General features: G+C 69.8%; 18 protein-coding genes. 16 read left to right on the top strand and 2 right to left on the bottom strand.

From position 1 onward, the window contains the following. The first annotated feature begins 133 nt into the window (after positions 1 to 133). The 3 genes from ACZ50N_RS25910 to hrpA are packed head-to-tail and all read left to right on the top strand — an operon-like array spanning position 134 to position 4,767. Positions 134 to 532 (top strand): hypothetical protein, encoded by a 399-nt coding sequence (locus ACZ50N_RS25910; protein ID WP_464474132.1) that lies wholly within the window; start codon positions 134 to 136, stop codon positions 530 to 532. Next, on the top strand, positions 453 to 854 hold the full coding sequence (locus tag ACZ50N_RS25905; RefSeq protein ID WP_046365972.1) for a VOC family protein: 402 nt from the start codon (positions 453 to 455) through the stop codon (positions 852 to 854). The genes ACZ50N_RS25910 and ACZ50N_RS25905 overlap by 80 nt, the downstream gene beginning before the upstream one ends. 1 nt (position 855) lies before the next feature. Further along, positions 856 to 4,767, top strand: coding sequence for an ATP-dependent RNA helicase HrpA (gene hrpA, locus ACZ50N_RS25900; protein ID WP_464474131.1), 3,912 nt, complete (start codon positions 856 to 858; stop codon positions 4,765 to 4,767). Between the two features lie 6 nt (positions 4,768 to 4,773). Here the strand turns inward: hrpA and ACZ50N_RS25895 are convergent, their stop codons facing one another. Next, entirely contained in the window at positions 4,774 to 6,411 is a 1,638-nt protein-coding gene (locus ACZ50N_RS25895; protein WP_464474130.1) for a helix-turn-helix domain-containing protein, read from the bottom strand. A gap of 99 nt (positions 6,412 to 6,510) precedes the next feature. Here ACZ50N_RS25895 and ACZ50N_RS25890 point away from each other — a divergent pair, with 99 nt between their 5' ends. From ACZ50N_RS25890 to ACZ50N_RS25860, 7 genes are read left to right on the top strand one after another with little or no spacing between them, the layout of a single operon-like run. Then, positions 6,511 to 7,560, top strand: coding sequence for an ABC transporter substrate-binding protein (locus ACZ50N_RS25890; RefSeq protein WP_464474129.1), 1,050 nt, complete (start codon positions 6,511 to 6,513; stop codon positions 7,558 to 7,560). Then, positions 7,557 to 8,393, top strand: coding sequence for an ABC transporter permease (locus tag ACZ50N_RS25885; protein WP_464474128.1), 837 nt, complete (start codon positions 7,557 to 7,559; stop codon positions 8,391 to 8,393). The genes ACZ50N_RS25890 and ACZ50N_RS25885 overlap by 4 nt, the downstream gene beginning before the upstream one ends. Next, positions 8,390 to 9,160, top strand: coding sequence for an ABC transporter permease (locus ACZ50N_RS25880; RefSeq protein WP_464469154.1), 771 nt, complete (start codon positions 8,390 to 8,392; stop codon positions 9,158 to 9,160). The genes ACZ50N_RS25885 and ACZ50N_RS25880 overlap by 4 nt, the downstream gene beginning before the upstream one ends. 16 nt (positions 9,161 to 9,176) lie before the next feature. Beyond that, a complete protein-coding gene (locus ACZ50N_RS25875; RefSeq protein ID WP_046365006.1) occupies positions 9,177 to 9,923 on the top strand; it encodes an ABC transporter ATP-binding protein in 747 nt (248 codons plus the stop codon). Further along, positions 9,920 to 10,903 (top strand): amidohydrolase family protein, encoded by a 984-nt coding sequence (locus ACZ50N_RS25870; RefSeq protein ID WP_073684913.1) that lies wholly within the window; start codon positions 9,920 to 9,922, stop codon positions 10,901 to 10,903. The genes ACZ50N_RS25875 and ACZ50N_RS25870 overlap by 4 nt, the downstream gene beginning before the upstream one ends. Continuing rightward, positions 10,896 to 12,104 carry an FAD binding domain-containing protein gene (locus ACZ50N_RS25865; protein ID WP_464474127.1) on the top strand — a complete coding sequence of 403 codons (1,209 nt, stop codon included), beginning with the start codon at positions 10,896 to 10,898 and terminating at the stop codon, positions 12,102 to 12,104. Before ACZ50N_RS25870 ends, ACZ50N_RS25865 begins: the two co-directional genes overlap by 8 nt. A gap of 14 nt (positions 12,105 to 12,118) precedes the next feature. Continuing rightward, the gene (locus tag ACZ50N_RS25860) at positions 12,119 to 12,553 is read left to right on the top strand and encodes a cupin domain-containing protein (protein ID WP_464474126.1); all 435 of its coding nucleotides are present in this window, start codon (positions 12,119 to 12,121) and stop codon (positions 12,551 to 12,553) included. Here the strand turns inward: ACZ50N_RS25860 and ACZ50N_RS25855 are convergent. Continuing rightward, entirely contained in the window at positions 12,550 to 13,710 is a 1,161-nt protein-coding gene (locus ACZ50N_RS25855; protein ID WP_464474125.1) for a zinc-binding dehydrogenase, read from the bottom strand. The genes ACZ50N_RS25860 and ACZ50N_RS25855 overlap by 4 nt on opposite strands. A gap of 30 nt (positions 13,711 to 13,740) precedes the next feature. Here ACZ50N_RS25855 and ACZ50N_RS25850 point away from each other — a divergent pair, with 30 nt between their 5' ends. From ACZ50N_RS25850 to ACZ50N_RS25825, 6 genes are all read left to right on the top strand, one after another. After that, positions 13,741 to 14,532: a glutaminyl-peptide cyclotransferase gene (locus ACZ50N_RS25850; protein WP_464474124.1), complete on the top strand. Its 792-nt coding sequence runs from the start codon at positions 13,741 to 13,743 to the stop codon at positions 14,530 to 14,532. 14 nt (positions 14,533 to 14,546) lie between these two features. After that, entirely contained in the window at positions 14,547 to 15,419 is an 873-nt protein-coding gene (locus ACZ50N_RS25845) for a DUF1295 domain-containing protein (RefSeq protein WP_464470821.1), read from the top strand. Further along, positions 15,416 to 16,516: an FAD-dependent oxidoreductase gene (locus ACZ50N_RS25840; protein ID WP_464469149.1), complete on the top strand. Its 1,101-nt coding sequence runs from the start codon at positions 15,416 to 15,418 to the stop codon at positions 16,514 to 16,516. Before ACZ50N_RS25845 ends, ACZ50N_RS25840 begins: the two co-directional genes overlap by 4 nt. A gap of 95 nt (positions 16,517 to 16,611) precedes the next feature. Further along, positions 16,612 to 17,259: a (2Fe-2S)-binding protein gene (locus ACZ50N_RS25835; RefSeq protein ID WP_464474123.1), complete on the top strand. Its 648-nt coding sequence runs from the start codon at positions 16,612 to 16,614 to the stop codon at positions 17,257 to 17,259. 5 nt (positions 17,260 to 17,264) lie between these two features. After that, the gene (locus tag ACZ50N_RS25830) at positions 17,265 to 18,242 is read left to right on the top strand and encodes an FAD binding domain-containing protein (RefSeq protein WP_464474122.1); all 978 of its coding nucleotides are present in this window, start codon (positions 17,265 to 17,267) and stop codon (positions 18,240 to 18,242) included. Further along, the gene (locus ACZ50N_RS25825; RefSeq protein WP_464474121.1) at positions 18,239 to 20,395 is read left to right on the top strand and encodes a xanthine dehydrogenase family protein molybdopterin-binding subunit; all 2,157 of its coding nucleotides are present in this window, start codon (positions 18,239 to 18,241) and stop codon (positions 20,393 to 20,395) included. The genes ACZ50N_RS25830 and ACZ50N_RS25825 overlap by 4 nt, the downstream gene beginning before the upstream one ends. Positions 20,396 to 20,404: the final 9 nt, after the last annotated feature.

The following is a 20,404-nucleotide window of genomic DNA, read 5'->3' as shown; positions in this document are numbered from 1 at the left end:
CACCCCGCGCGCTCGCGCTGAGAATTCCCCGCTGCTGCGGTCTACTTCATCGATGAGAGTGCAGCTGCCCGCGTGTGCGGCTGCGGCGCTGGCCGTAGCCTCGGCGGTGCTGCACGGGGGTGCTGCGCTCGGCATGGGCAGTCCTTGGCTGGTGGCGCTGACGGCCGCGATGGTCGCGGGGTGCCTGTACTGCGGCTGGGAACTGATGACGCGTGACAGCGTGCGGGCTTGGCTGCTGGTCGCGTTGATGAACCTGGCGATGATCGCGATGCATCTTCGGCTGCCCGCCGAACACCACTCGGCCGGACAGCCTGACGGGACACACGGCGCGGTGGGACACGCACTGCACCCGGCCACCGTCGTCGCGGCGGTCGAGGTGGTGCTCGCCGCGGCAGTGTTGTTCGCACGCAGCCGTACGCTCGCGCCGTCCGTCGCGTGCCAGAGTGGAGACCATGACTTCCGCGCAGACCCCCGCGCACCCCGCGGTCGGCACGCTGGGCTCGACGTCGATCGACTGCCCGGATCCGGCTGAGCTGGCGGACTTCTACGCCGCGCTGCTCGGCATGCGACGGTTGGTGGAGACGCCCGACGGCGGCGTGGTGGCGATCACCGACGGCAAGGCCATCCTGGCGCTCATGCGCGTCGACGGGTACGTCGCGCCGACATGGCCGAACCCCGATGTGCCCGCCCAGATGCACCTCGACGTGTCGGTCACCGACGTCGACGCCGCGGTGGCCGCCGCCGAGCGGCTCGGCGCACGCCAGGCAGATTCGCAGCCGCAGCCCGCGCTGTGGCGGGTGATGCTCGACCCGGCCGGCCATCCGTTCTGCCTGACGACGGTGACCGCTGCCTGAGATGTCCGATTCGAGCACCACTGCCGACGTGCGCGCGCTGCGCGCCCGGTTGGACGGCCTGACCCTGCGGGACGCGTCGCGGATCGGCCGCAAACTGCGCCAGCTGCGGTCACCCGATCCCGCGCACCTAGAGCGGCTGACCCAGCAGATCACGGCGGCCGAGGCGCTGATCGCCACCCGGCAAGCTGCCGTGCCGACCATCAGCTATCCGGATCTGCCGGTCAGCGAGCGGCGCGACGACATCGCCGCCGCGATCGCCGCGAACCAGGTCGTCATCGTGGCCGGCGAGACGGGCTCGGGGAAGACCACGCAGCTGCCGAAGATCTGCCTGGAGCTGGGCCGCGGCATCCGCGGCACCATCGGGCACACGCAGCCGCGCCGGCTGGCCGCGCGCACTGTCGCCCAACGCATCGCCGACGAACTCGGCACCCCGCTGGGCGAGGCCGTCGGCTACACAGTCCGGTTCACCGACCAGGCCAGTGATCGCACGCTGGTGAAGTTGATGACCGACGGCATCCTGCTGGCCGACATCCAGCGTGACCGCCGCCTGCTCCGCTACGACACCCTGATCATCGACGAGGCGCACGAACGCAGCCTCAACATCGACTTCCTGCTCGGGTATCTGCGCCAGCTCCTGCCGCGGCGGCCCGACCTCAAGGTGATCGTCACATCGGCGACGATCGAGCCGGAGCGCTTCGCGCGGCACTTCGCCACCGACGGTACGCCGGCGCCGATCCTGGAAGTCAGTGGCCGCACCTATCCCGTCGAAATCCGTTACCGCCCACTGGAAGTGCCGGTGGTCGCCGAGGGTGACGACCCGGATGACCCCGACCACGACGTGGTGCGCACCGAGCTGCGCGACCCGACCGACGCCATCGTCGACGCCGTCGCCGAACTCGCGAGCGAGCCGCCCGGCGACGTGCTGGTGTTCCTGTCCGGTGAGCGCGAAATCCGCGACACCGCAGAGGCGTTGCGCGCTGATCTCGGCGACCGGGCCGAGATCCTGCCCCTCTACGCGCGCCTGCCCACCGCAGAGCAGCAGAAAGTGTTCAGCCCGAGCAAGGCTCTCCGACGGGTGGTGCTGGCCACCAACGTCGCCGAGACGTCGCTGACGGTGCCGGGCATCCGCTACGTCGTCGACCCCGGAACGGCACGGATCTCCCGGTACAGCCGGCGCACCAAGGTGCAGCGGTTGCCGATCGAGCCGATCTCGCAGGCCTCGGCCGCGCAGCGTGCCGGCCGATCCGGCCGCACGGCGCCGGGTGTGTGCATTCGCCTGTACTCGGAGCAGGATTTCGAATCCCGGCCCCGCTACACCGATCCCGAGATCCTGCGCACCAACCTCGCCGCGGTGATCCTGCAGATGGCCGCGCTCGGGTTCGGCGACATCGAGGGCTTCGGATTCCTGGACCCGCCCGATGCGCGCAGTATCCGCGACGGCATCGCGCTGCTGACCGAACTGGGCGCCTTCACCGACGGTGAGCTCACTCCGCTGGGCCGCCGGCTGGCGCAGATCCCGGTGGATCCGCGGCTGGGCCGGATGATCCTGCAGGCCGACACCGAGGGATGTGTGCGAGAGATGCTGGTGCTCGCCGCGGCACTGTCCATCCCGGATCCCCGGGAGCGGCCCACCGAGCGGGAGGAGGCGGCGCGGCAGAAGCATGCGCGCTTCGCCGACGAGCACTCCGACTTCGTGTCGTTCCTGAACCTGTGGCGCTACCTCGGTGAGCAACGAAAAGAACGGTCTGGCAGCTCTTTTCGACGGATGTGCCGCGAGGAGTTCCTGCACTACCTACGGATCCGGGAATGGCAGGATCTGGTCGGGCAGCTACGCGGCATCTGTCGCGATCTCGGCATCACCGAATCCGACGAGCCGGCCGATGCAGCGCGGGTCCACGCGGCGCTCACCGCGGGTCTGCTGTCGCACATCGGGATGCGTGAGGGCGACGGCCGAGACTATCTGGGCGCGCGCAACGCGAAGTTCGTCCTGGCACCCGGATCGGTGCTGACCCGTCGGCCACCGCGCTGGGTGGTGGTGGCCGACCTGGTGGAGACCAGCCGGCTCTTCGGGCGTATCGCGGCCCGTGTCGATCCGGAGGCCGTGGAGCGGGTGGCGGGACATCTTGTGGTGCGCACGCACAGTGAGCCGCACTGGGATGCCGAGCGCGGAGCCGTGATGGCGTTCGAGAAGGTGACGCTGTACGGGCTGCCGCTGGTGGCGCGGCGCCGGGTGAACTACGCGCAGATCGATCCGCCGGTGGCCCGCGAGCTGTTCATCCGGCACGCCCTGGTCGACCAGGAGTGGCGCACCAAACACCACTTCTTCGCCGACAATGCCCGGTTGCGCGCGGAGCTCGCCGATCTCGAGGAGCGCGCCCGCCGCCGCGACCTGCTGGTCGGCCACGAGGAGATTCTCGCGTTCTACGACGCCAGGATTCCCCCGGAGGTCGTCTCGGCGCGGCACTTCGACGGGTGGTGGCGCAAGCAGCGCCACCGCACGCCGGATCTGCTGACGATGACGCGAGATGATCTGCTGCGCAACGAGTCCGGTGCGGACCAACCCGACTCCTGGCGGGCCGACGATGTAGCGCTGCCGCTGTCCTACCGCTACGACCCCGGCGCCACCGACGACGGCGTCACCGTCCACGTGCCCGTCGACGTCCTGGCCCGGTTGGGCGGTGACGAGTTCGCCTGGCAGGTACCCGCCCTGCGCGAAGAGCTGCTGACCGCGCTGATCAAATCGCTGCCCAAGGATCTGCGCCGCAACTTCGTGCCCGCCCCCGACACCGCCCGCGCGCTGCTGTCGTCGATCACACCGGAGGACGGCTCGCTGCTCGACGCAGTGCAACGCGAATTACGCCGGCGCACCGGCATTCTCGTCCCGATCGATGCGTTCGACCTGGACAAGGTCCCAGCCCATCTACGGGTGACGTTCGCGGTGGAGGCCGCCGACGGCAAGGTCGTGGCCCGGGGCAAGGACCTCACCGAACTGCAGCGGACGCTGGCCGCGCCGGCCCGTGACGCGGTGGCGGCTGCGGCCGGGGACCTGGAACGAGCGGGGCTGCGCGCGTGGCCCGACATCGACGAGTTGCCGCGCGTCGTGGAACGGCCGGGGCGATCCGGCAACACCGTGCGTGGGTATCCCGCGCTCGTCGACGAGGGAACGTCGGTGGCGGTGCGCGTGTTCGCCAGCGCGGCCGAGCAGGCGATCGCCGCGCCGGCAGGTACCCGGCGACTGCTCCGGCTCACGGGGCCATCGGTGGCCAAGCAGGTGGAGAAGGCGCTCGACATGCGGACCCGGTTGACCCTGGGCACCAACCCGGACGGTTCGCTCACCGCGCTGATCGAGGACTGCGCCGACGCGGCGTTGCAGCTGCTGGTGCCCGAACCGATCTGGACCAGAACGGAATTCGAGCAGGCCCGCAGCCGCGTGACCCGGGATCTGGTGCCCACGACCCTCGACGTGGTGCGGCGTGCGCAGAAGGTGGTCACCGCGCTCCACGAGGTGTCGCTCGCGCTACCGGACACGCCGTCGGCGGCCCAGGCCGACGCGATCGCCGACATCCGCGCCCAACTCACACGGCTGGTGCCCGCCGGCTTCGTGGCAGCCGCGGGTGCGCCGCGGCTGGCCGACCTCACCCGCTATCTGACCGCGATCAGCAGGCGACTCGAGCGGCTGCCGCAGGCGCCGGTCGCCGACCGCGAGCGGATGGACCGCGTGGACGCGGTGCAGGACGCCTACGACGACGTGGTCGCGGCGCTGTCGCCGGCCCGGGCGGCCGCTGCCGACGTGCGCGACATCGCCTGGATGATCGAAGAACTACGCGTCAGCCTGTGGGCTCAGCAACTCGGCACCCCCCGCCCGATCAGTGAGCAGCGGATCCACCGTGCGCTCGACGCGATCACGGCCTGACACTGCTCACCCCAGCGCGGCGATCCGGGCGACCGTCAGCGCCGACGTCAGCTGCAGCAGATCGGCAGGGCGCGACATCGCCAACCCCGTGAGTTCCTCGAGGCGGCGCATCCGCTGAGCAACGGTGTTGTGGTGCAGGTGAAGCCGCGCGGCGGCGGCCCGCCGGTCCAGTCCGGCGTCGATGACGACGCGGGCGGTGTCGAGCAGCGCCGTCGAGCGGGTGCGGTCGTAGTCCATGGCGCGGCCCAGCACCGATGTCGCGAACTCCTTCAGGCGCGCCGTGTCTCCCAGCTCGAGCAGCAGCTGGTCGACCGTCAGCTGGGTCAGGTCGATCACGGCCGGGGCCCCCGCGCCGGCGGCCAGGTCCAGGGCGCCACGGACGGCCCGGAATGTGGCGGGCAATCCCGCGGCGTCGACTGTTCTCGACACCGCGGCGATCACCCCCGTCATCGCGACGGTGTCGACGAGTCGACGGGTCGTCTCCACGGCGGCTCCGCTGGGCCAGAGCAGGATCACGTCACCACGGTGCACGGCCGACAGGGGGCGCTGCGTCGCGTGCCGGAAGAAGCGGTCGGCGGCGGCCAGCAGTGCCTCGGTGTCGTTGCAGCGCAGCCCGATCAGCGTCTGCGTGCCGGCGAGATCCCAGCCCAGCCGGCGGGCCCGATCGACGATGGCGGGAAGCGAGCCGGGGTCGGAGCCCAGTACGTCGGCCACCAGCGATCCGCGTAGGCGTTGTTCGACTTCGGCCGCTGTGCGGGCACGCAACAACTCGAGTGCGGTGACGACTGCGGCCTGTTCGATCGCGCGGACGTCGACGGCGGACAGTGGATCGTCCGTAGCGGCGACGCGAATGTGCGCCACCGGCGCGCCGTCGAGGATCACGTCGGTGACGGTGAAGTCTTCGGCTTCGCCGGGCGAGCCCGCGGCCGCCAGTTGCTCTGCGTAGACGTCGTCGATCACCACTGACCGCCCGAGCAGTTCGGCCAGTGCTTCGGCGACGCCGGTGACACCTTCACCGCGCAGCGCCGTCTCGGTCAGCAATGTGTGAACCTCTGCGGCGCGCCGCAATTCGGTGATCGTCGCCTGTTCGGCGGCGCGCAGTTGCGCGGTCCCGAGTGCGACTGCGACCTGGGTCGCCAGCGTGCTGACCAGTCCGACCTCGGCGCGATCGAATCGGTGGGGGCCGGCCCGGTAGCCGTTCAGCGCCCCGACGACGGTGCCGGACCGGCGTAGCGGAACCGAGATCAGTGCCCGGTAGCCCTGCTCGTGCGCCACCCCACTCCACGTGAAGTGCGGCTTGCGGTCGATGTCGTCGACCGTGACCACCTCACCGGTGCGGAAGGCGATGCTGGTCGGTGCCTCGTACTCGTCGCGCACGTCGAGCAGGATCGGCCGGTCGGCGTTGACCTGGGCGACATAGTCCGGCGAGAGCCCGTGTGAACCGACGATGGTGAGCGCACTGCGATCGGTGGTCGGCAGGAAGACGGCGCAGAAGTCGTATCCGAGCAGGGTGCATGCGGTCTCGGCCACCCGATCCAGCACGGCCTCCACTGGGGTGTCCCCACCGACGGCTTCCCCGATGTCGGCGAGAGCTCCCAACCAGACTTCCAGCTGGCCCTCGCCGTCGTGTGTATCAACAGACACATCGATCAGCCTAAGTGTGTCTGTCAAGACATTGCCTCTGTTGTCGTCACCCTCCACAGTGAGAGTCGTGACCGCGGTCACAGACCAAGGAGGTAACCGGTGACACTCTCGATTCGGACCTGGGCGCGCGCGGTGCTCGCCCTGGCCCTCAGCGCGGTGCTGCTGGCCGCCACCGGCTGCGCGGCCGGGCTGGGCGGGCCGGCGTCCTCACGTACGGCGCAGGACGGCGTCATCCGTTTCACGTTCGCCCCCGACCCGATCTGGGACTACATGAACGAGACCGGCGTGGTGGCGCAGTGGGAGCGCGACACCGGCTACCGCATCGAGACCAGTGCGACGTGGGACGAGTTCGGGTTGTTCGCCGGCGGTCACGCCGACATCATCTCCACCGCGTCGTTCGAGGTGCCGGGCCTCGAGGAGCAGACCCGGCGCGAGACCGTCATCATCGGGCGCTACAACGCCGAACGCAGCCGGATCCTGGTGCGCGCGAACGACCCCGCGCAGACGCTCGCCGATCTGAAGGGCAAGCGCCTCGGTGTGTTCACCACGGTGTCGGGCACGCTGGTGTGGAGCGCCCTGGTCAAGCAGATGCACGATGCGAAGCTGGTCGACGGGGACTACCAGATCATCGTCGCCGACATCCAGAACCTGTCGAACCTGTTGGCGCGCGGCGAGATCGATGCCTGCATCTGCTACCCGGATCTGTCGGCGCGCGAGCTGCGCGATGGCTCGGTGCGCCCGCTCTACGACGGGAAGTCATCGGCCGATCTGTTCGCCGAACTGAACGCGCCGGGCCACGACGGTCCGATGGGCAACGTCTTCGTGGGCCGCAAGGACTGGGTGGATGCCCACCCGGGCGAGGTGTCGGCCTTCCTCGACCTGTGGGACCGCGGCCTGGCCGAATGGCGAGCCCACCGCGACGAGATGATCGAACGCTATCCCCAGCATTTCGCCGTCGCCACGCCCGAAGACATCGCCTTCATGAAAGCCTATGTCGCCGAAAATGACTGGGTGGTCGACGAGGTCCGGTTCGACCCGAAGTGGGCCGCCGACGAGAGCTCGGTCTTCGACCTGATGCGCGCCACCGGCGTCATCGGCGATGACGTCACCGATCCGAAGTTCCTGCCGACCGAAGGAGTTCAGCCGTGACCTCGACCGTCGCCCCGCCGGATTCGCCGTCCGTACCGGTGCCCGCCAATCGGCGCCCCCGCCGGCGGCGGCTCGGCCTGACCGCGAACCTGCGGTGGCTGGCCTCAGGCACCGCACTGGTCCTCGCGGTCGCGATCTGGGCGGCCGTCGCCGCGTGGATCGACGACCCGATCGTTCCCCGGCCCGCCGGAGTCGCCGAGCAGGTGGGCGCGATCGTCGTCTCAGGGGAGGCGCTGTCCAACTTCTCGGTCAGCATCGCCAAGATCGCCGCCGGATTCGTGATCGCGATGGCCGGTGGCCTGGTCATCGGATTCCTGATGGGCCGCAGCCGATTCATGACGTCGTACTTCTCACTGCCGCTGTTCGTGCTCGGCAACATGCCGGGACTGACCTACGCGGTGTTCGGACTGCTGATCTTCGGTGTCGGCGCGGGCGGGCCGATCGTGGTCTCCGCGCTGGTGGCGCTGCCGTTCATCGCGATCAACGTCGCCGAGGGGGTGCGCTCGGTGGACTGCAGGCTGCTGTCGATGTGCCATGCCTTCGGGCGGAGCCGCACCGACGTGGTGCGCCACCTCTACCTCCCGGCGGTGACGACGTTCGTCTTCGCCGGCGTGCGATACGGCTTCGCGATGGCGTGGAAGGTGGAGGCGTTGACCGAGGTGTTCGGCGCGAGCAGCGGCGTCGGCTTCATGATCCGCAAGGCCTACCAGGAGTTCCGCGTCGACGACATGCTGGCGTGGACAACCCTTTTCATCGTCGCGATGGTGCTGATCGAGCGCGGCCTGGCCGCGCTCGAGAATCGCTTCTTCGCCTGGCGCAAGGAGATCGCATGACCACCATGACCCGCCGGATCTCCAGCGGATCACTCTCGGCCACAGCGGTTCTGGCCGCGGTGGCGAGCATCCTGGCCGCCTGGCAGCTGGCCGTCGTCCTCGGCAACCGCGTGCCATCACTGCCGGACGCGGTGACCCGGCTGGGTTCTGAAGCCGCCGCCGGCGAACTCTGGGGCAACCTGGCGATCAGCATGAACCGGTTCGTGCTCGGGCTCGCTGCCGCGCTGGTGGTCGGTGCCGCGCTGGGCGTGCTGATGGGACTGTCCCGGTTGGCGGATCTGGCTTTCTCCGATCTGACCGCCGCCGGACTCGCCATTCCCGCGGTGATCTGGGCGCTGCTGACCACGATGTGGTTCGGTTTCGGCTGGCTCACCCCGGTGATGACGGTGTTCCTGTCCGGCCTGCCCTTCGTCGTGGTCAACATCGCCAAGGCCACGCGGGCCGTCCCCGCGGAGTTGGTGTTGATGGCACGGTCGTTCGGAGTGTCACGGGCGAAGGTGCTGCGCCAGATCGTCGCACCGGCCGTGGCCGGTTCCACCGTGGCCGCAGTGCGCTTCGCGATCATGAGCGCCTGGAACGGGCTGCTGCTGGCCGAATGGTTCGGTTCCACCTCGGGCGTCGGCTGGCGCGCCCGCTACTGGTACGACGCCAATCAACTCGACGGGTTCCTCGCCTGGGTGCTGGTGTTCATCGCCCTGCTGGTGGTCGCCGATCTGCTGATCCTGGGTCCCATCGAGCGCCGCACCACCCGCTGGCGCACCGTCTAGAAAGCGAGAAAGTCCAATGGCTGCAATCGAAATCAAGCAACTGGTCAAGGAATTCACCGACCGCCGCGGAGCGGTCACCCGGGTCATCGACGAGGTCGACCTGACGATCTCGGGCGAGACATTCGTCTCGGTGGTCGGTCCGTCGGGCAGCGGTAAGACCACGCTGCTCAACATCGTCTCCGGCATCGAACCGCACACCTCCGGCACGGTGTCGCTGCGGGCCGGCTCGCGCGACGCCCGGGTCGGCTATGTGTTCCAGGATCCGCGGCTGCTGCCGTGGCGGACCGTGATGGCCAACCTCGGCTTCGTCCAGCACGAGCGCGACGGGTGGCAGGACCGGGCCCGGCACTACCTCGACCTGGTCGGCCTGAGCCACTGCGCCGACCGGTTCCCCGCGCAGCTCTCCGGCGGCCAGCAGCAGCGCATCGGCATCGCCCGCGCGTTCGCCGTCGAGCCCGACATCCTGCTGATGGACGAGCCGTTCAGCCACCTCGACGCGATGACGTCGCGCACCCTGCGCGAGCATCTGGAACGGATCTGGTTGGAGTCGCGCCGCACGGTCATGTTCGTCACCCACGACGTCACCGAGGCGGTACAGCTCTCCGACCGCATCGTCGTGCTCGCCCCCGGTGGTCGGGTGCACGAGATCATCGACGTGGACCTGCCGCGCCCGCGCCGCGCCTCCGATCCGGCGGTGGCCCTGCTGCAAGCCGAGGTGCTCGCGCGCTTCGAGGCGCTCGAGGCGATGGGTTCGGCGGCATGAGCTTGCGCCCCGGACCGATCGATGTCCACGCACACTGGTTGCCGCAGCACCTGTTCGGGCTCGCCCCCGGCTCCCCGCTGCCCCCGTTGCGCGATCACCAGGGCGAACTGCACCTGGGCGAGCTGCCGTTGTCCATCGAGACCGAGGCGATGAGCGACGTATCCCGGGTGCTCGCGGACACCGACGCCGCGGGCCTGGGCGCCCGGGTGCTGTCGGCGCCGCCGTTCGCCTTCCCGGTCGCCGAAGGAGACGTCGACGAGTTCGTCGGCAGCTACAACGACGATCTCGCGCAGGTCTGTCGGGACAGCGACGGCAGGCTGGTGGGCCTCGGGCTGGTGTCACTGCACGACCCCGAGGCTGCCGCCAAGCAGATGTCGGCGCTGGCCGGCACCGACGGGATGTACGGGATCGCCATGCCCCCGCTGCTGGGCACGGCATCGTTCGATGTGGATCCGATGCGGGAGATCATCGGCGCCGCAGCTGATCTCGATCTCGCCGTCCTCGTGCACCCGATGCAGCTGCCCCGGCCGGAATGGTCGTCGCACTACCTGGCGAATCTGATTGGAAACCCCGTCGAATCCGCCACAGCGGCCGCCGCGCTCACTCTCGGCGGCGTCCTCGACGAGTTCTCGAACCTGCGGATCTGCCTCGTCCACGGTGGTGGGTGCGCACCCGCCCTGGTGGGGCGCTGGGCGCACGGCTGGCAGCAGCGGGCCGACGTGCGCGGTGCCGGCACCCGGCCACCGCGGGAGATGTTCTCCCAGTTGTGGTTCGACACGCTCACCCATGACGTACCCACCCTGCAGTTGCTGCGCGCTCAGGCCGATCCTGCCCACCTGATGTGCGGCAGCGACTACCCGTTCGACATGGGCACCGCAACCCCCCTCGAGCTCCCGCGCGCGGCCGGCATCGACGACGCGGCACTGGAGGCCAACGCCCGAGCGTTCCTCGGGCTCGACACAGGAGAACACCATGAGTGACGTGAGTTGGAGTTGTCACCGGGCGCTGGTGATCGGCGGATCGATCGGCGGGCTGACAGCCGCGCTGCTGCTGCGCCGCCTCGGCTTCGACGTCGACGTGTACGAGCGCACGCCGACCGATCTCGACGGCCGTGGCGGCGGCATCGTGCTGCAGCCCGACACGCTGCGCTGGTTCACCGAGTGCAGCAGCCAGCACCCGGAGACCGTCAGCACCCGAACACATTTCGTGCAGTACCTGGGTGCGGACAACACGGTGTTGCACCGCGAGAACGCGCCGTGGAGCTACACCTCATGGGGCACCTTCTACCGGGCCCTGCTCACCGACTTCACCGATGCGGCGGGCACGGGCCACTATCACCTCGGCGAGTACGCCGCCGGCTTCGACCAGGACGCCGACGCGGTGACGGTGCGGTTCGCCTCGGGACGGGTCGAGACCGCCGAGCTCGTGGTGTTCGCCGACGGTATCGGCTCACCGAGCCGGCGCCGCATCGCACCCGACGCGCGGATGGAGTACTCCGGATACGTCGGCTGGCGTGGCACGGTGCCCGAGCGAGAGGTGTCACCCGAGACGTTCGAGCTGCTGCACGACTCGATCAGCTACAGCGTCGCGCCACACACCCACATCAACGTCTATCCGATCCCTGCGCCCGGGGGTGGTCTGGCGGTGGGGGAGCGGCTGCTCAACTACGTCTGGTACCGCAACGTGCCCGACGGTCATCAGCTCGACGAGCTGATGACCGACAAGCGCGGCTTCGTGGCCGGGGTGTCGCTGCATCCCGGTCAGGTGCAGGACCGGTTCGTTGACGAGATGCGTTCGGCGGCAATCGAACTGCTTGCGCCTGCCGCCGCCGAGGTGGTGCTGCGTACGGAGCAGCCCTACCTGCAGGCCGTCTACGACGTCGGCGTCTCCCAGATGGCACTGGGCAGGGTGGCGCTCGTCGGCGACGCCGCCAGCGCAGCCCGGCCGCACGCCGCGGCAGGCACGGCCAAGGCGGCCGCGAACGCATGGGCGCTGCATGACGCACTGTCCGACAGCGCCGACATCGCCGAGGCGCTGGCCAAATGGGAGCCCGGCCAACTCGAGCTGGGGCAGCGGCTGCTGCGTCGCGTCAAGGAGATGGGCACCCGTTCGCAGGTGGACTGCACCTGGGTGCCCGGCGACCCCGACAACCGGTTCGGCCTGTACGGCCCGGGCCACTGACTCAAGGAGACACCATGACCAGTACCCGTGACTTCCTCACCGACGCCCCACTGGCGGGGACGCTGGTGGGCACCGACTTCGAGGGCTGGAGCGACGACCTGCGCGCCGAGTTCGCCGAGCACGCACATGACGGGCATGTCGGGTCGAGGTTGCTCAGCCAGAACGACCGCGTCCGCGTCTGGGAGATCCGCCTCGCGCCGGGTCAGCGGTGGCACGCCCATCGCCACGTGCTGGATTATTTCTGGACGGCGGTCAACCCGGGCCGCAGTCGGCAGCACACCGCCGACGGCACCACCCGCGAGGTCTCCTACGGAGCGGGCGAGACGCGTCACTTCCATTTCGCCGCAGGCGAATTCCTGTTGCACGACATCGAGAACGTCGGCGAGACCGAGCTGGTGTTCACCACCGTCGAGCACCTCGACTCGGCGAACCGGGCGCTGCCCCTCTAGGGGGTGACGGCGGTGCTCGCCGGGTCGATGAGAATCTTGGCGTGCGTCTCGGGGTCCCCTAGGGCGTCGAAGGCCGCGGCGACCCCGTCGAGGCCCACGGTCCCGGTCACCAGCGCCGACGCGTCGAGCTTGCCGTCGGCCAGCATGTGCAGCGTGTCGCGGAACTCCAGCGGCGTGTAACCGAACGCGAACCGGATGTCGACTTCCTTGCCGATCGCCATCGCGGGCCGGATCTTGTCGTCGCCCATGCACACGCCGACCACGACGATCCGCGAGGCCAGCGGCGCGGCGCCGACGACGCCGTCGATCATGCCGGGCACCCCGACGCATTCGAAGATCACCGGCCGCTTGGGTGCCGTCCCGCCGAGGCGGTCGGCCAGCCGGTAGACGTGCGACCAACCGGGGACCTTGCGCAGCTTCTCCATCGAGCCCATACCGAACTCGTAGAGCGCCGGGAGTTCGGTCATGCCTCGCTGCTTGGCCGGCACCGCCTCGTAGGGCGAATCGACGGCCGGGTCGACGACGACGTCGGCGCCGCAGCGGGCCGCCAAGGCCCGCCGGCCGGGGGAGAAGTCGCTGGCGACGATCGTGCGGACCCCGAGGGTCTTGAGGTGACAGATCACCGCGAGCCCGACAGGACCGCAGCCCAGCACGATCGCGACGTCCTTGGTGGCGATGTCGCTGCGCCGCACCGCGTGGTAGGCGACCGCCATCGGCTCGGTCAGCGCCGCCGTCTCGGGGTCCAGCCCGTTGGGCACCGCGAACGTCATCGCGGCTTCGGCCAGCACGCGTTCGGCGTAGGCGCCCGGCGCCAACGGTGAGAGGCCGGTGAGTTGCACCGCGCCGTGGGCCCGCAGCAGCGGGAACGAGACCACCGTGGTGCCGGTCGCGAACTCCTTGCCCACCTTGCGGCCGCGTTCGGCGACCACGCCGCTGAACTCGTGGCCCATCACCACGGGGGTGTCGCCGCGCATGAAGTCGGTGTAGCCGCCCTCGACCATCACCTCGCGGAGCTCGTCGGCGTGGTCCTTGGCGTGCAGATCCGATCCGCAGATGCCGCAGCGCAGTACCTCGAGCACCAGTTGGCCCTCGGCGGGGACGGGTTCGGGCGCCTCGATCACGTCGAGGGAACCGTTCAGACAGGAGACCGCTTTCATCGGCCCATCGTTGCACGGTAGAACAGCGGTATGACCAGACGGCAGAAGTGGGCGGGTATCGCGCTGGCGGTGCTGGCCGTCGCCACCGTGGTGCCGGGTGCGCACGCCGAGCCCGAGCCGCCTCCGGGGGTTGCCGCGGTGCCGGTCATCGAGCCCGTCGTGCTGGGGGAGATGCCGCACGATCCGATGGCGTTCACCGAGGGCTTCGAGATCGACGGCGGCGTGCTCTACGAAGGCACCGGTGAAGTCGGCACGTCCCAGCTGCGCGAACTCGACCCCGACACCGGCGCGGTCCGCAAGGCCGTGGACATGCCCGGCCGCTACTTCGGCGAAGGTGTCACGGTGGTCGGAGACCGCATCTGGCAACTCACCTACACCGACGGCGTGGCCGTCGAATGGGACCGCGCGACGCTGACCCCGATCCGGGAGGTTCCACTGCGCCCGCAAGGCTGGGGACTCTGCCGGGACGGCGACCGGCTGATCCGCAGCGACGGCACCGCTCGGCTGCGTTTCCAGAGCCCGGACGATCTGACCGAGACGGGCGGGGTCGACGTCACCAAGGACGGCCGGCCGGTCGCCGGGCTCAACGAGCTCGAGTGTGTGGGCGACCGGGTGTGGGCGAATGTGTGGCCCACCGATCAGATCGTGCGGATCGATCCGGCCACCGGCGCAGTGGATCTCGTGGTCGACGCCAGCGGGCTGCGTGCCCGCGGCATCCCGCCGGCCGCGCAGGTGCTCAACGGCATCGCGCACGTGGCCGGTGATGAGTTCCTGCTGACCGGTAAGTACTGGCCGACGACGTTCCGGGTCAGGTTGGGGTGACACCGGTGACCCAGATGAGCAAGGCGCGCTCGCTGTCGATCGTGACACTGGCCTACGTGGTGGCCGTCGCCGTGGCCGCCGCGTGGCTGCTGTGGGGGCCCGCCACCGGGCGGCTGTGGCTGGACACGCTGATCGCCGACGTGTTGGCCACCCTGGTGGTGTTCGCGTTCAGCCGGGCGTACGGCAATTCCAGCTTCTACGACGCCTATTGGAGCGTGATCCCACCGCTGCTGCTCTTCTACTGGTGGAGTCAGGGCGATGGCGACACGCTGCGCTCGTGGCTGGTGGCCGTGCTGGTCGTGGTGTGGGCTGTGCGGCTGACCGGCAACTGGGTCTACGCGTTCCCCGGTCTGCACCACGAGGATTGGCGCTACCCGATGTTCCGTGACAAGGCGGGCCGGTGGGAGTTCCTGGCTGATCTGGTGGCCATCCACCTGATCCCGACGCTGCAGGTGTTCCTCGCGATGGTGCCCGTCTACGTGGCGGTGACGACCCCGGAACGCGGTCTGGCGTGGCTCAGCATCGTGGCGTTCGTGCTCGGGTTGGCCGCGGTGGCACTCGAATTCGCCGCCGATACGCAGATGCACCGGTTCGTGCGCGACCGGCGGCCCGGCCAGGTGATGGACCGCGGGCTGTGGGCGTGGTCGCGGCATCCGAACTACTTCGGGGAGTTCGGGTTCTGGTTCGCGGTGGCCCTGTTCGGCGTGGCGGCCTGGCCGACGGCGTGGTGGCTGTTCGCGGGCGCGGCGGCGATGCTCGCGATGTTCCTGGGCGCGAGCATCCCGATGATGGAGGAGCGGAGTCTGGCGCGCCGGCCGGACTACCAGGCGGTCATCGAGCGGGTGTCGCGCTTCGTCCCTCGCCCGCCGGCAAAGGTGCGCGCGTGACGCGGGTGGTGATCGCCGGCCTCGGCGACACCGGAGTGCTCACCGCGATCAAGCTGGCCCGCCACGCACAGGTCACCGGGATCTGCAGCAAGCCCGGCCTGGTCAGCGGTCAGGAGCTGGGCTGGCGCCTGGCCCGGCCCGACGAATGGGCGCGGCACAACTGGATCCCCTATGGCCGGTTCCGTGGGCTGGACCGGGTCATCACCGTGCACGGCACACTCACCGGGGTTGATCTCGAATCACGCTGTGTCAGTGTGCAAGCCGCGGACGGGACGGCTCAGCAGGTGCCCTACGACGCGCTCGTGATCGCGACCGGGGTGCGTAACGGGTTCTGGCGCACACCCGTGCTGCAGGGTGCCGACGAGGTCGACGCGGACCTGCGCGCACCGCACGAGAAGCTCGCGGCGGCGCGGTCGGTGATGGTTGTCGGTGGTGGCGCGGCCGCGGTCAGCAGCGCCGCGCAGATCGCGACGACCTGGCCCGGGAAGCGCGTGGATCTGTACTACCCGGGCGAGCGTGCGCTCGTCGGACACCATCCGCGAACTTGGAAGACCGTGCAGCGCAGGCTGACTGATGCGGGCGTGACCCTGCACCCCGGCCACCGCGCCGACGTGCGCGACATCCCGGCCGAGCTGACCGCAGACCCGGTGCACTGGAGCACCGGCCAACCGGCCGCGACCGCCGACGCCGTGCTGTGGGCGATCGGCCGGGTCGTTCCGAACACGGGTTGGCTGCCCGCCGACCTCCTCGACGAGCAGGGATTCGTACGCGTCACGGAAACGCTGCAGGTACCCGGGCACCCGGAGGTGTTCGCGATCGGCGACGTCGCCGCGACCGATCCGCTGCGCAGCTCCGCACGCAACCGCGCCGATGGCCTGCTGGCCCGCAACGTGCGGGCGTTCTTCGACGGCGGCGAGCTCAGCGAGTACAAGGCGCCCACCAGGAGATGGGGGTCTGTGCTCGGTATCCAGCCCGACGGGCTGGAGGTGTTCGCACCCAACGGGCGGGCGTTCCGCTTCCCGGCCTGGTCGTTCGAGCGGGTGTTGATGCCGTGGATCGTGGCGCGCGGAATCTACCGGGGGATCAGGACGCGCTGACCCCGCATCCCCGCCGCGGCGACGAATGTGTCGGAGTTATGAGTTCCCTATGCGTCGAGCGGCCGTGCCGTGAAACGCGCTTACTGTGGTGAGCAGTGGACGAAGACACAGGGAACGAAGAGACGCGATCGACCTCGGATCACGATCACCCGGCGTGGATGAACCGCCGGACGTTCGTGGGGACCACCGCCGTTGTCGGTGGCGTCTTCGTCGGTGGCTCGCTACTCGCCGGGTGCAGTGACGACGAGGGTGACGGGAAACCGGCCGCGGGTGCGGCCGGCACCACCGACGTCACGCTGAGGATCAATGCTGAGGAACGCCGGATCGCGGTCGACAACCGCACGTCGCTGCTCGACATGCTGCGCGAGCGCGCCGGCTTGCCAGGCACGAAGAAGGGCTGCGATCAGGGTGCCTGCGGCGCGTGCACCATCCTCATCGACGGGCAGCGGGTCAACTCCTGCCTGACGCTGGCGGTGATGCACGAGGGAGCCGAGATCACCACCATCGAGGGCCTGGAAACAGACGGCCGGCTCCACCCGCTGCAGCAGGCCTTCATCGACAGGGACGCCTTCCAGTGCGGGTTCTGCACCGCCGGACAGATCGTGTCGGGGGTGGCCTGCATCCGGGAGGGCCACACCGGTTCACCCGCCGAGATCCGAGAGTGGATGAGCGGCAACATCTGTCGTTGCGGCGCCTATACCAACATCGTGGCCGCCGTGACACAAGCGGCCGACAAGGCATAGCCGCTGTGTTCCCCTTCGCCTTCTCCAAGGCCGCCGACGAAGCCGGGGCGCTCGACGCGGGTGCCACCGGCGCCCGCTACATCGCCGGTGGCACCACGCTGATCGACCTGATGCGTGAGACCGTCGAGCGACCGGACGCGGTCGTCGACATCAACGCCCTGCCCTACCGCGACATCTCACTGGACGGGTCACGGCTGCGTGTCGGTGCGCTCGTGCGGATGTCGGAGCTCGCCGCGCACGCCGACGTGCGGCAGCGGTTCCCCGTCATCACCCAGGCCTTGGAACTCAGCGCGTCGGCGCAACTGCGCAACATGGCGTCGATCGGCGGCAATCTGATGCAGCGGCCGAGGTGCCTGTACTTCCGCGACGTGACCGCGGCATGCAACCGGCGCACCCCCGGCGCGGGGTGTGCGGCCATCGGCGGCCGCAACCGCCACCACGCCATCCTCGGCACCAGCGACGCGTGCGTTGCCACCCACCCGTCCGACCTGGCCGTTGCCCTGGTGGCTCTCGACGCCGCTGCGGTCGTTCGAGACCGAGATGGAGATCAGACGATCCGGCTCGCCGACTTCTTTCGCCAACCGGGCGACCGGCCCGACCAGGAACACAACCTGCCGCCCGGTGCCCTCATCGTCGCCCTCGAGGTCCCGGTCACGGCAGCGGCCGCACGGTCGGGTTACCTGAAGGTGCGCGATCGGGAGTCCTACGAGTTCGCACTGACGTCCGCTGCGGTGGCGATGGACCTCTCCGGCGGGGTGATCCGCAGTGCCCGCGTCGCCGTCGGCGGCGTCGGCACGGTGCCGTGGCGCCTGCCGTCGGTCGAAGCGGCGCTGGCGGGACAGCGTCCCAGCGCCCGGCTGTGGTCGGAGGCCGGCGCTCTGGCCGCTGACGGGGCAAAGCCGCTGTCGGAGAACGGGTTCAAGGTCGAACTGGTCAAGCGGACCGTCGAACGTCAGCTCGCGACCGTGGCTGGTATGCCATGAGTGGAGCGCAGCCCGTCGCCGGACAACCCATCACCCGGGTCGACGGACGCCTCAAGGTCACCGGCAAGGCCGCCTACGCGGCCGACCACCCGATTCCGGATGTGCTGTACGCCGCGCTGGTCGGCGCCACCGTGGCGCGGGGCGGCGTCGGCCGCATCGACGCCGCCGAGGCGAAGGGCCAACCCGACGTGGTGGCTGTCCTGACCGACTTCGGCGGGGTGAAGCTGCCGTACGACCCCACGCAGGTGGCCTCGTTCGGCCAGCCGGTGGCGATCGTCGTCGCCGCCACGCTGGAGGCCGCCGCGCACGCCGCATCGCTGGTCACCGTCGACTACTCGCCGGGACCTTCGGTGACCGACATCGATGCGCCGCAAGCGGTTCCGCAACCGAGTGCCCGCACCCGCGACTACAGCCGTGGCGATGCCGACGCCGCACTGCGGACCGCCGCGGTGGTGTCCGACCTGACCTACGCGATCGAGCGCAACAACCACAACTCGATGGAGATCCCCGCCACCATCGCCCGCTGGGACGGTGACGGGCTGACCGTGTGGGACAAGACCCAGGCGGTCGCGCGATCCCAGGAGGCCTACGCAGAGGCGTTCGAGCTGCCGGCCGAGCAGGTGCGGCTGATATCGCCGTTCGTGGGCGGTGCCTTCGGCTCGGCGGGCCGGGTCTGGCCGCACCAGCTGCTCGCGGCTTTCGCGGCCAAGCAAGTGCGCCGCCCGGTCAAGCTGATGCTGACGCGCAAGCAGTTCTACACCACCGTCGGGTACCGGCCGACGAGTCGGCAGCGGCTGGCGATCGGCTCCGACCGCACCGGACGCATCTCGGTGATCGTCCACGAGGGGCGGGTCGAGACCTCGCGCGACATCGGCTACGAGGACGGCATCGTCGGCGCGCCGCGGATGCAATACGCCGCTCCGAACATGCGCTCGACGTACCGGGTGGTGCCGCTGGACGTGAACTCGCCGACCTACATGCGCGGTCCGGGTGACACCACCGGCGCGTTCGCGCTGGAGTCCGGCGTGGACGATCTGGCGCACCGGCTCGGCATCGACCCCATCGAGCTGCGCTTGCGTAACGAGCCCGACCGGGACCAAGAGGAGGAGCGGCCGTTCTCCACCCGCAGGCTCACCGAGTGCTTCAGCCAGGGCGCCGCGGCGTTCGGCTGGTCGCGCCGCAGCCAGCAGCCCCGGACGGTACGGGACGGCGCACAGCTGATCGGAATGGGCACGGCCGCAGCGATTTATCACACCAATCGCAACAAGTGCTCGGTGCACGCGAAGATGAACGCCGACGGCACGGCCGACTTCGACACCGCCACCAGCGACATGGGGCCGGGCACCTACACCTCCATGACCCAGATGGCCGCCGATGCGCTGGGCCTGCCGATGAACCGGGTCCGCTTCGACCTCGGCGATTCGCGGATGCCGCCCGCTCCGATCCACGCGGGCTCGATGACGATGGCCAGCGTCGGGTCGGCAGTCAACCATGCCGGTATCATGTTGCGCGACAGGCTGGTTCGGACCGCAGTCGTGGATCCCGGCTCGCCGCTGAACGGTCTGGCTCCTGAGGCCGTCACGGTCACGGATGGCCGGATGTCAGCCCGGACCGACCCTGGTCGCGGTGAGTCCTACCAGGATCTGTTGCGACGGCGGGGCTGGCCCCAGCTCGAGGCGCGCTATGACTGGGCGCCGGACGACGCGAACACCCGCTTCTCGATGAACGCCTACGGCGCGGTCTTCGCCGAGGTCGCGGTCGACGAGCTGCTCGGGACGGTGCGGGTGCGCCGGATCTACGGGTGCTACGACGCCGGACGGGTGATCAACCCGATGCTGGCGCACAGCCAGGCCATCGGCGGCATGGTGGGCGGCATCGGGATGGCGCTGCTGGAGGCCACCCACCTCGACCACCGCGACGGCCGGATCGTCAACGCCAACATGGCCGATTACCTGGTACCCGTCAACGCCGATGTGCCAGAACTCGACGCCGCGTTCCTCACCGGCGAAGACATGATCGCCGACCCCATCGGCGTCAAAGGGCTGGGGGAGGTGGTGATCGTCGGGGTGCCTGCGGCGATCGCGAACGCCGTCTTCAACGCGACGGGCCGGCGGGTGACCGAGCTGCCGATCACGGTGGAGGCGCTGCTGTGAGGCCCTCTA

The organism is Mycolicibacterium obuense (assembly GCF_055397605.1).
Note: the sequence above shows the minus strand (reverse complement) of the source record. Positions and strands in the feature narration are given on the sequence as shown.

Excerpts from the sequence above, each read along its gene's own strand:
- ACZ50N_RS25825 (WP_464474121.1), top strand. The coding sequence starts at position 18,239 with ATGAGTGGAGCGCAGCCCGTCGCCGGACAACCCATCACCCGGGTCGAC.
- ACZ50N_RS25880 (WP_464469154.1), top strand. The coding sequence starts at position 8,390 with ATGACCACCATGACCCGCCGGATCTCCAGCGGATCACTCTCGGCCACA.
- hrpA (WP_464474131.1), top strand. The coding sequence starts at position 856 with ATGTCCGATTCGAGCACCACTGCCGACGTGCGCGCGCTGCGCGCCCGG.
- ACZ50N_RS25910 (WP_464474132.1), top strand. The coding sequence starts at position 134 with ATGGGCAGTCCTTGGCTGGTGGCGCTGACGGCCGCGATGGTCGCGGGG.
- ACZ50N_RS25865 (WP_464474127.1), top strand. The coding sequence starts at position 10,896 with ATGAGTGACGTGAGTTGGAGTTGTCACCGGGCGCTGGTGATCGGCGGA.
- ACZ50N_RS25845 (WP_464470821.1), top strand. The coding sequence starts at position 14,547 with ATGAGCAAGGCGCGCTCGCTGTCGATCGTGACACTGGCCTACGTGGTG.
- ACZ50N_RS25875 (WP_046365006.1), top strand. The coding sequence starts at position 9,177 with ATGGCTGCAATCGAAATCAAGCAACTGGTCAAGGAATTCACCGACCGC.
- ACZ50N_RS25870 (WP_073684913.1), top strand. The coding sequence starts at position 9,920 with ATGAGCTTGCGCCCCGGACCGATCGATGTCCACGCACACTGGTTGCCG.
- ACZ50N_RS25855 (WP_464474125.1), bottom strand. The coding sequence starts at position 13,710 with ATGAAAGCGGTCTCCTGTCTGAACGGTTCCCTCGACGTGATCGAGGCG.
- ACZ50N_RS25850 (WP_464474124.1), top strand. The coding sequence starts at position 13,741 with ATGACCAGACGGCAGAAGTGGGCGGGTATCGCGCTGGCGGTGCTGGCC.
- ACZ50N_RS25860 (WP_464474126.1), top strand. The coding sequence starts at position 12,119 with ATGACCAGTACCCGTGACTTCCTCACCGACGCCCCACTGGCGGGGACG.
- ACZ50N_RS25905 (WP_046365972.1), top strand. The coding sequence starts at position 453 with ATGACTTCCGCGCAGACCCCCGCGCACCCCGCGGTCGGCACGCTGGGC.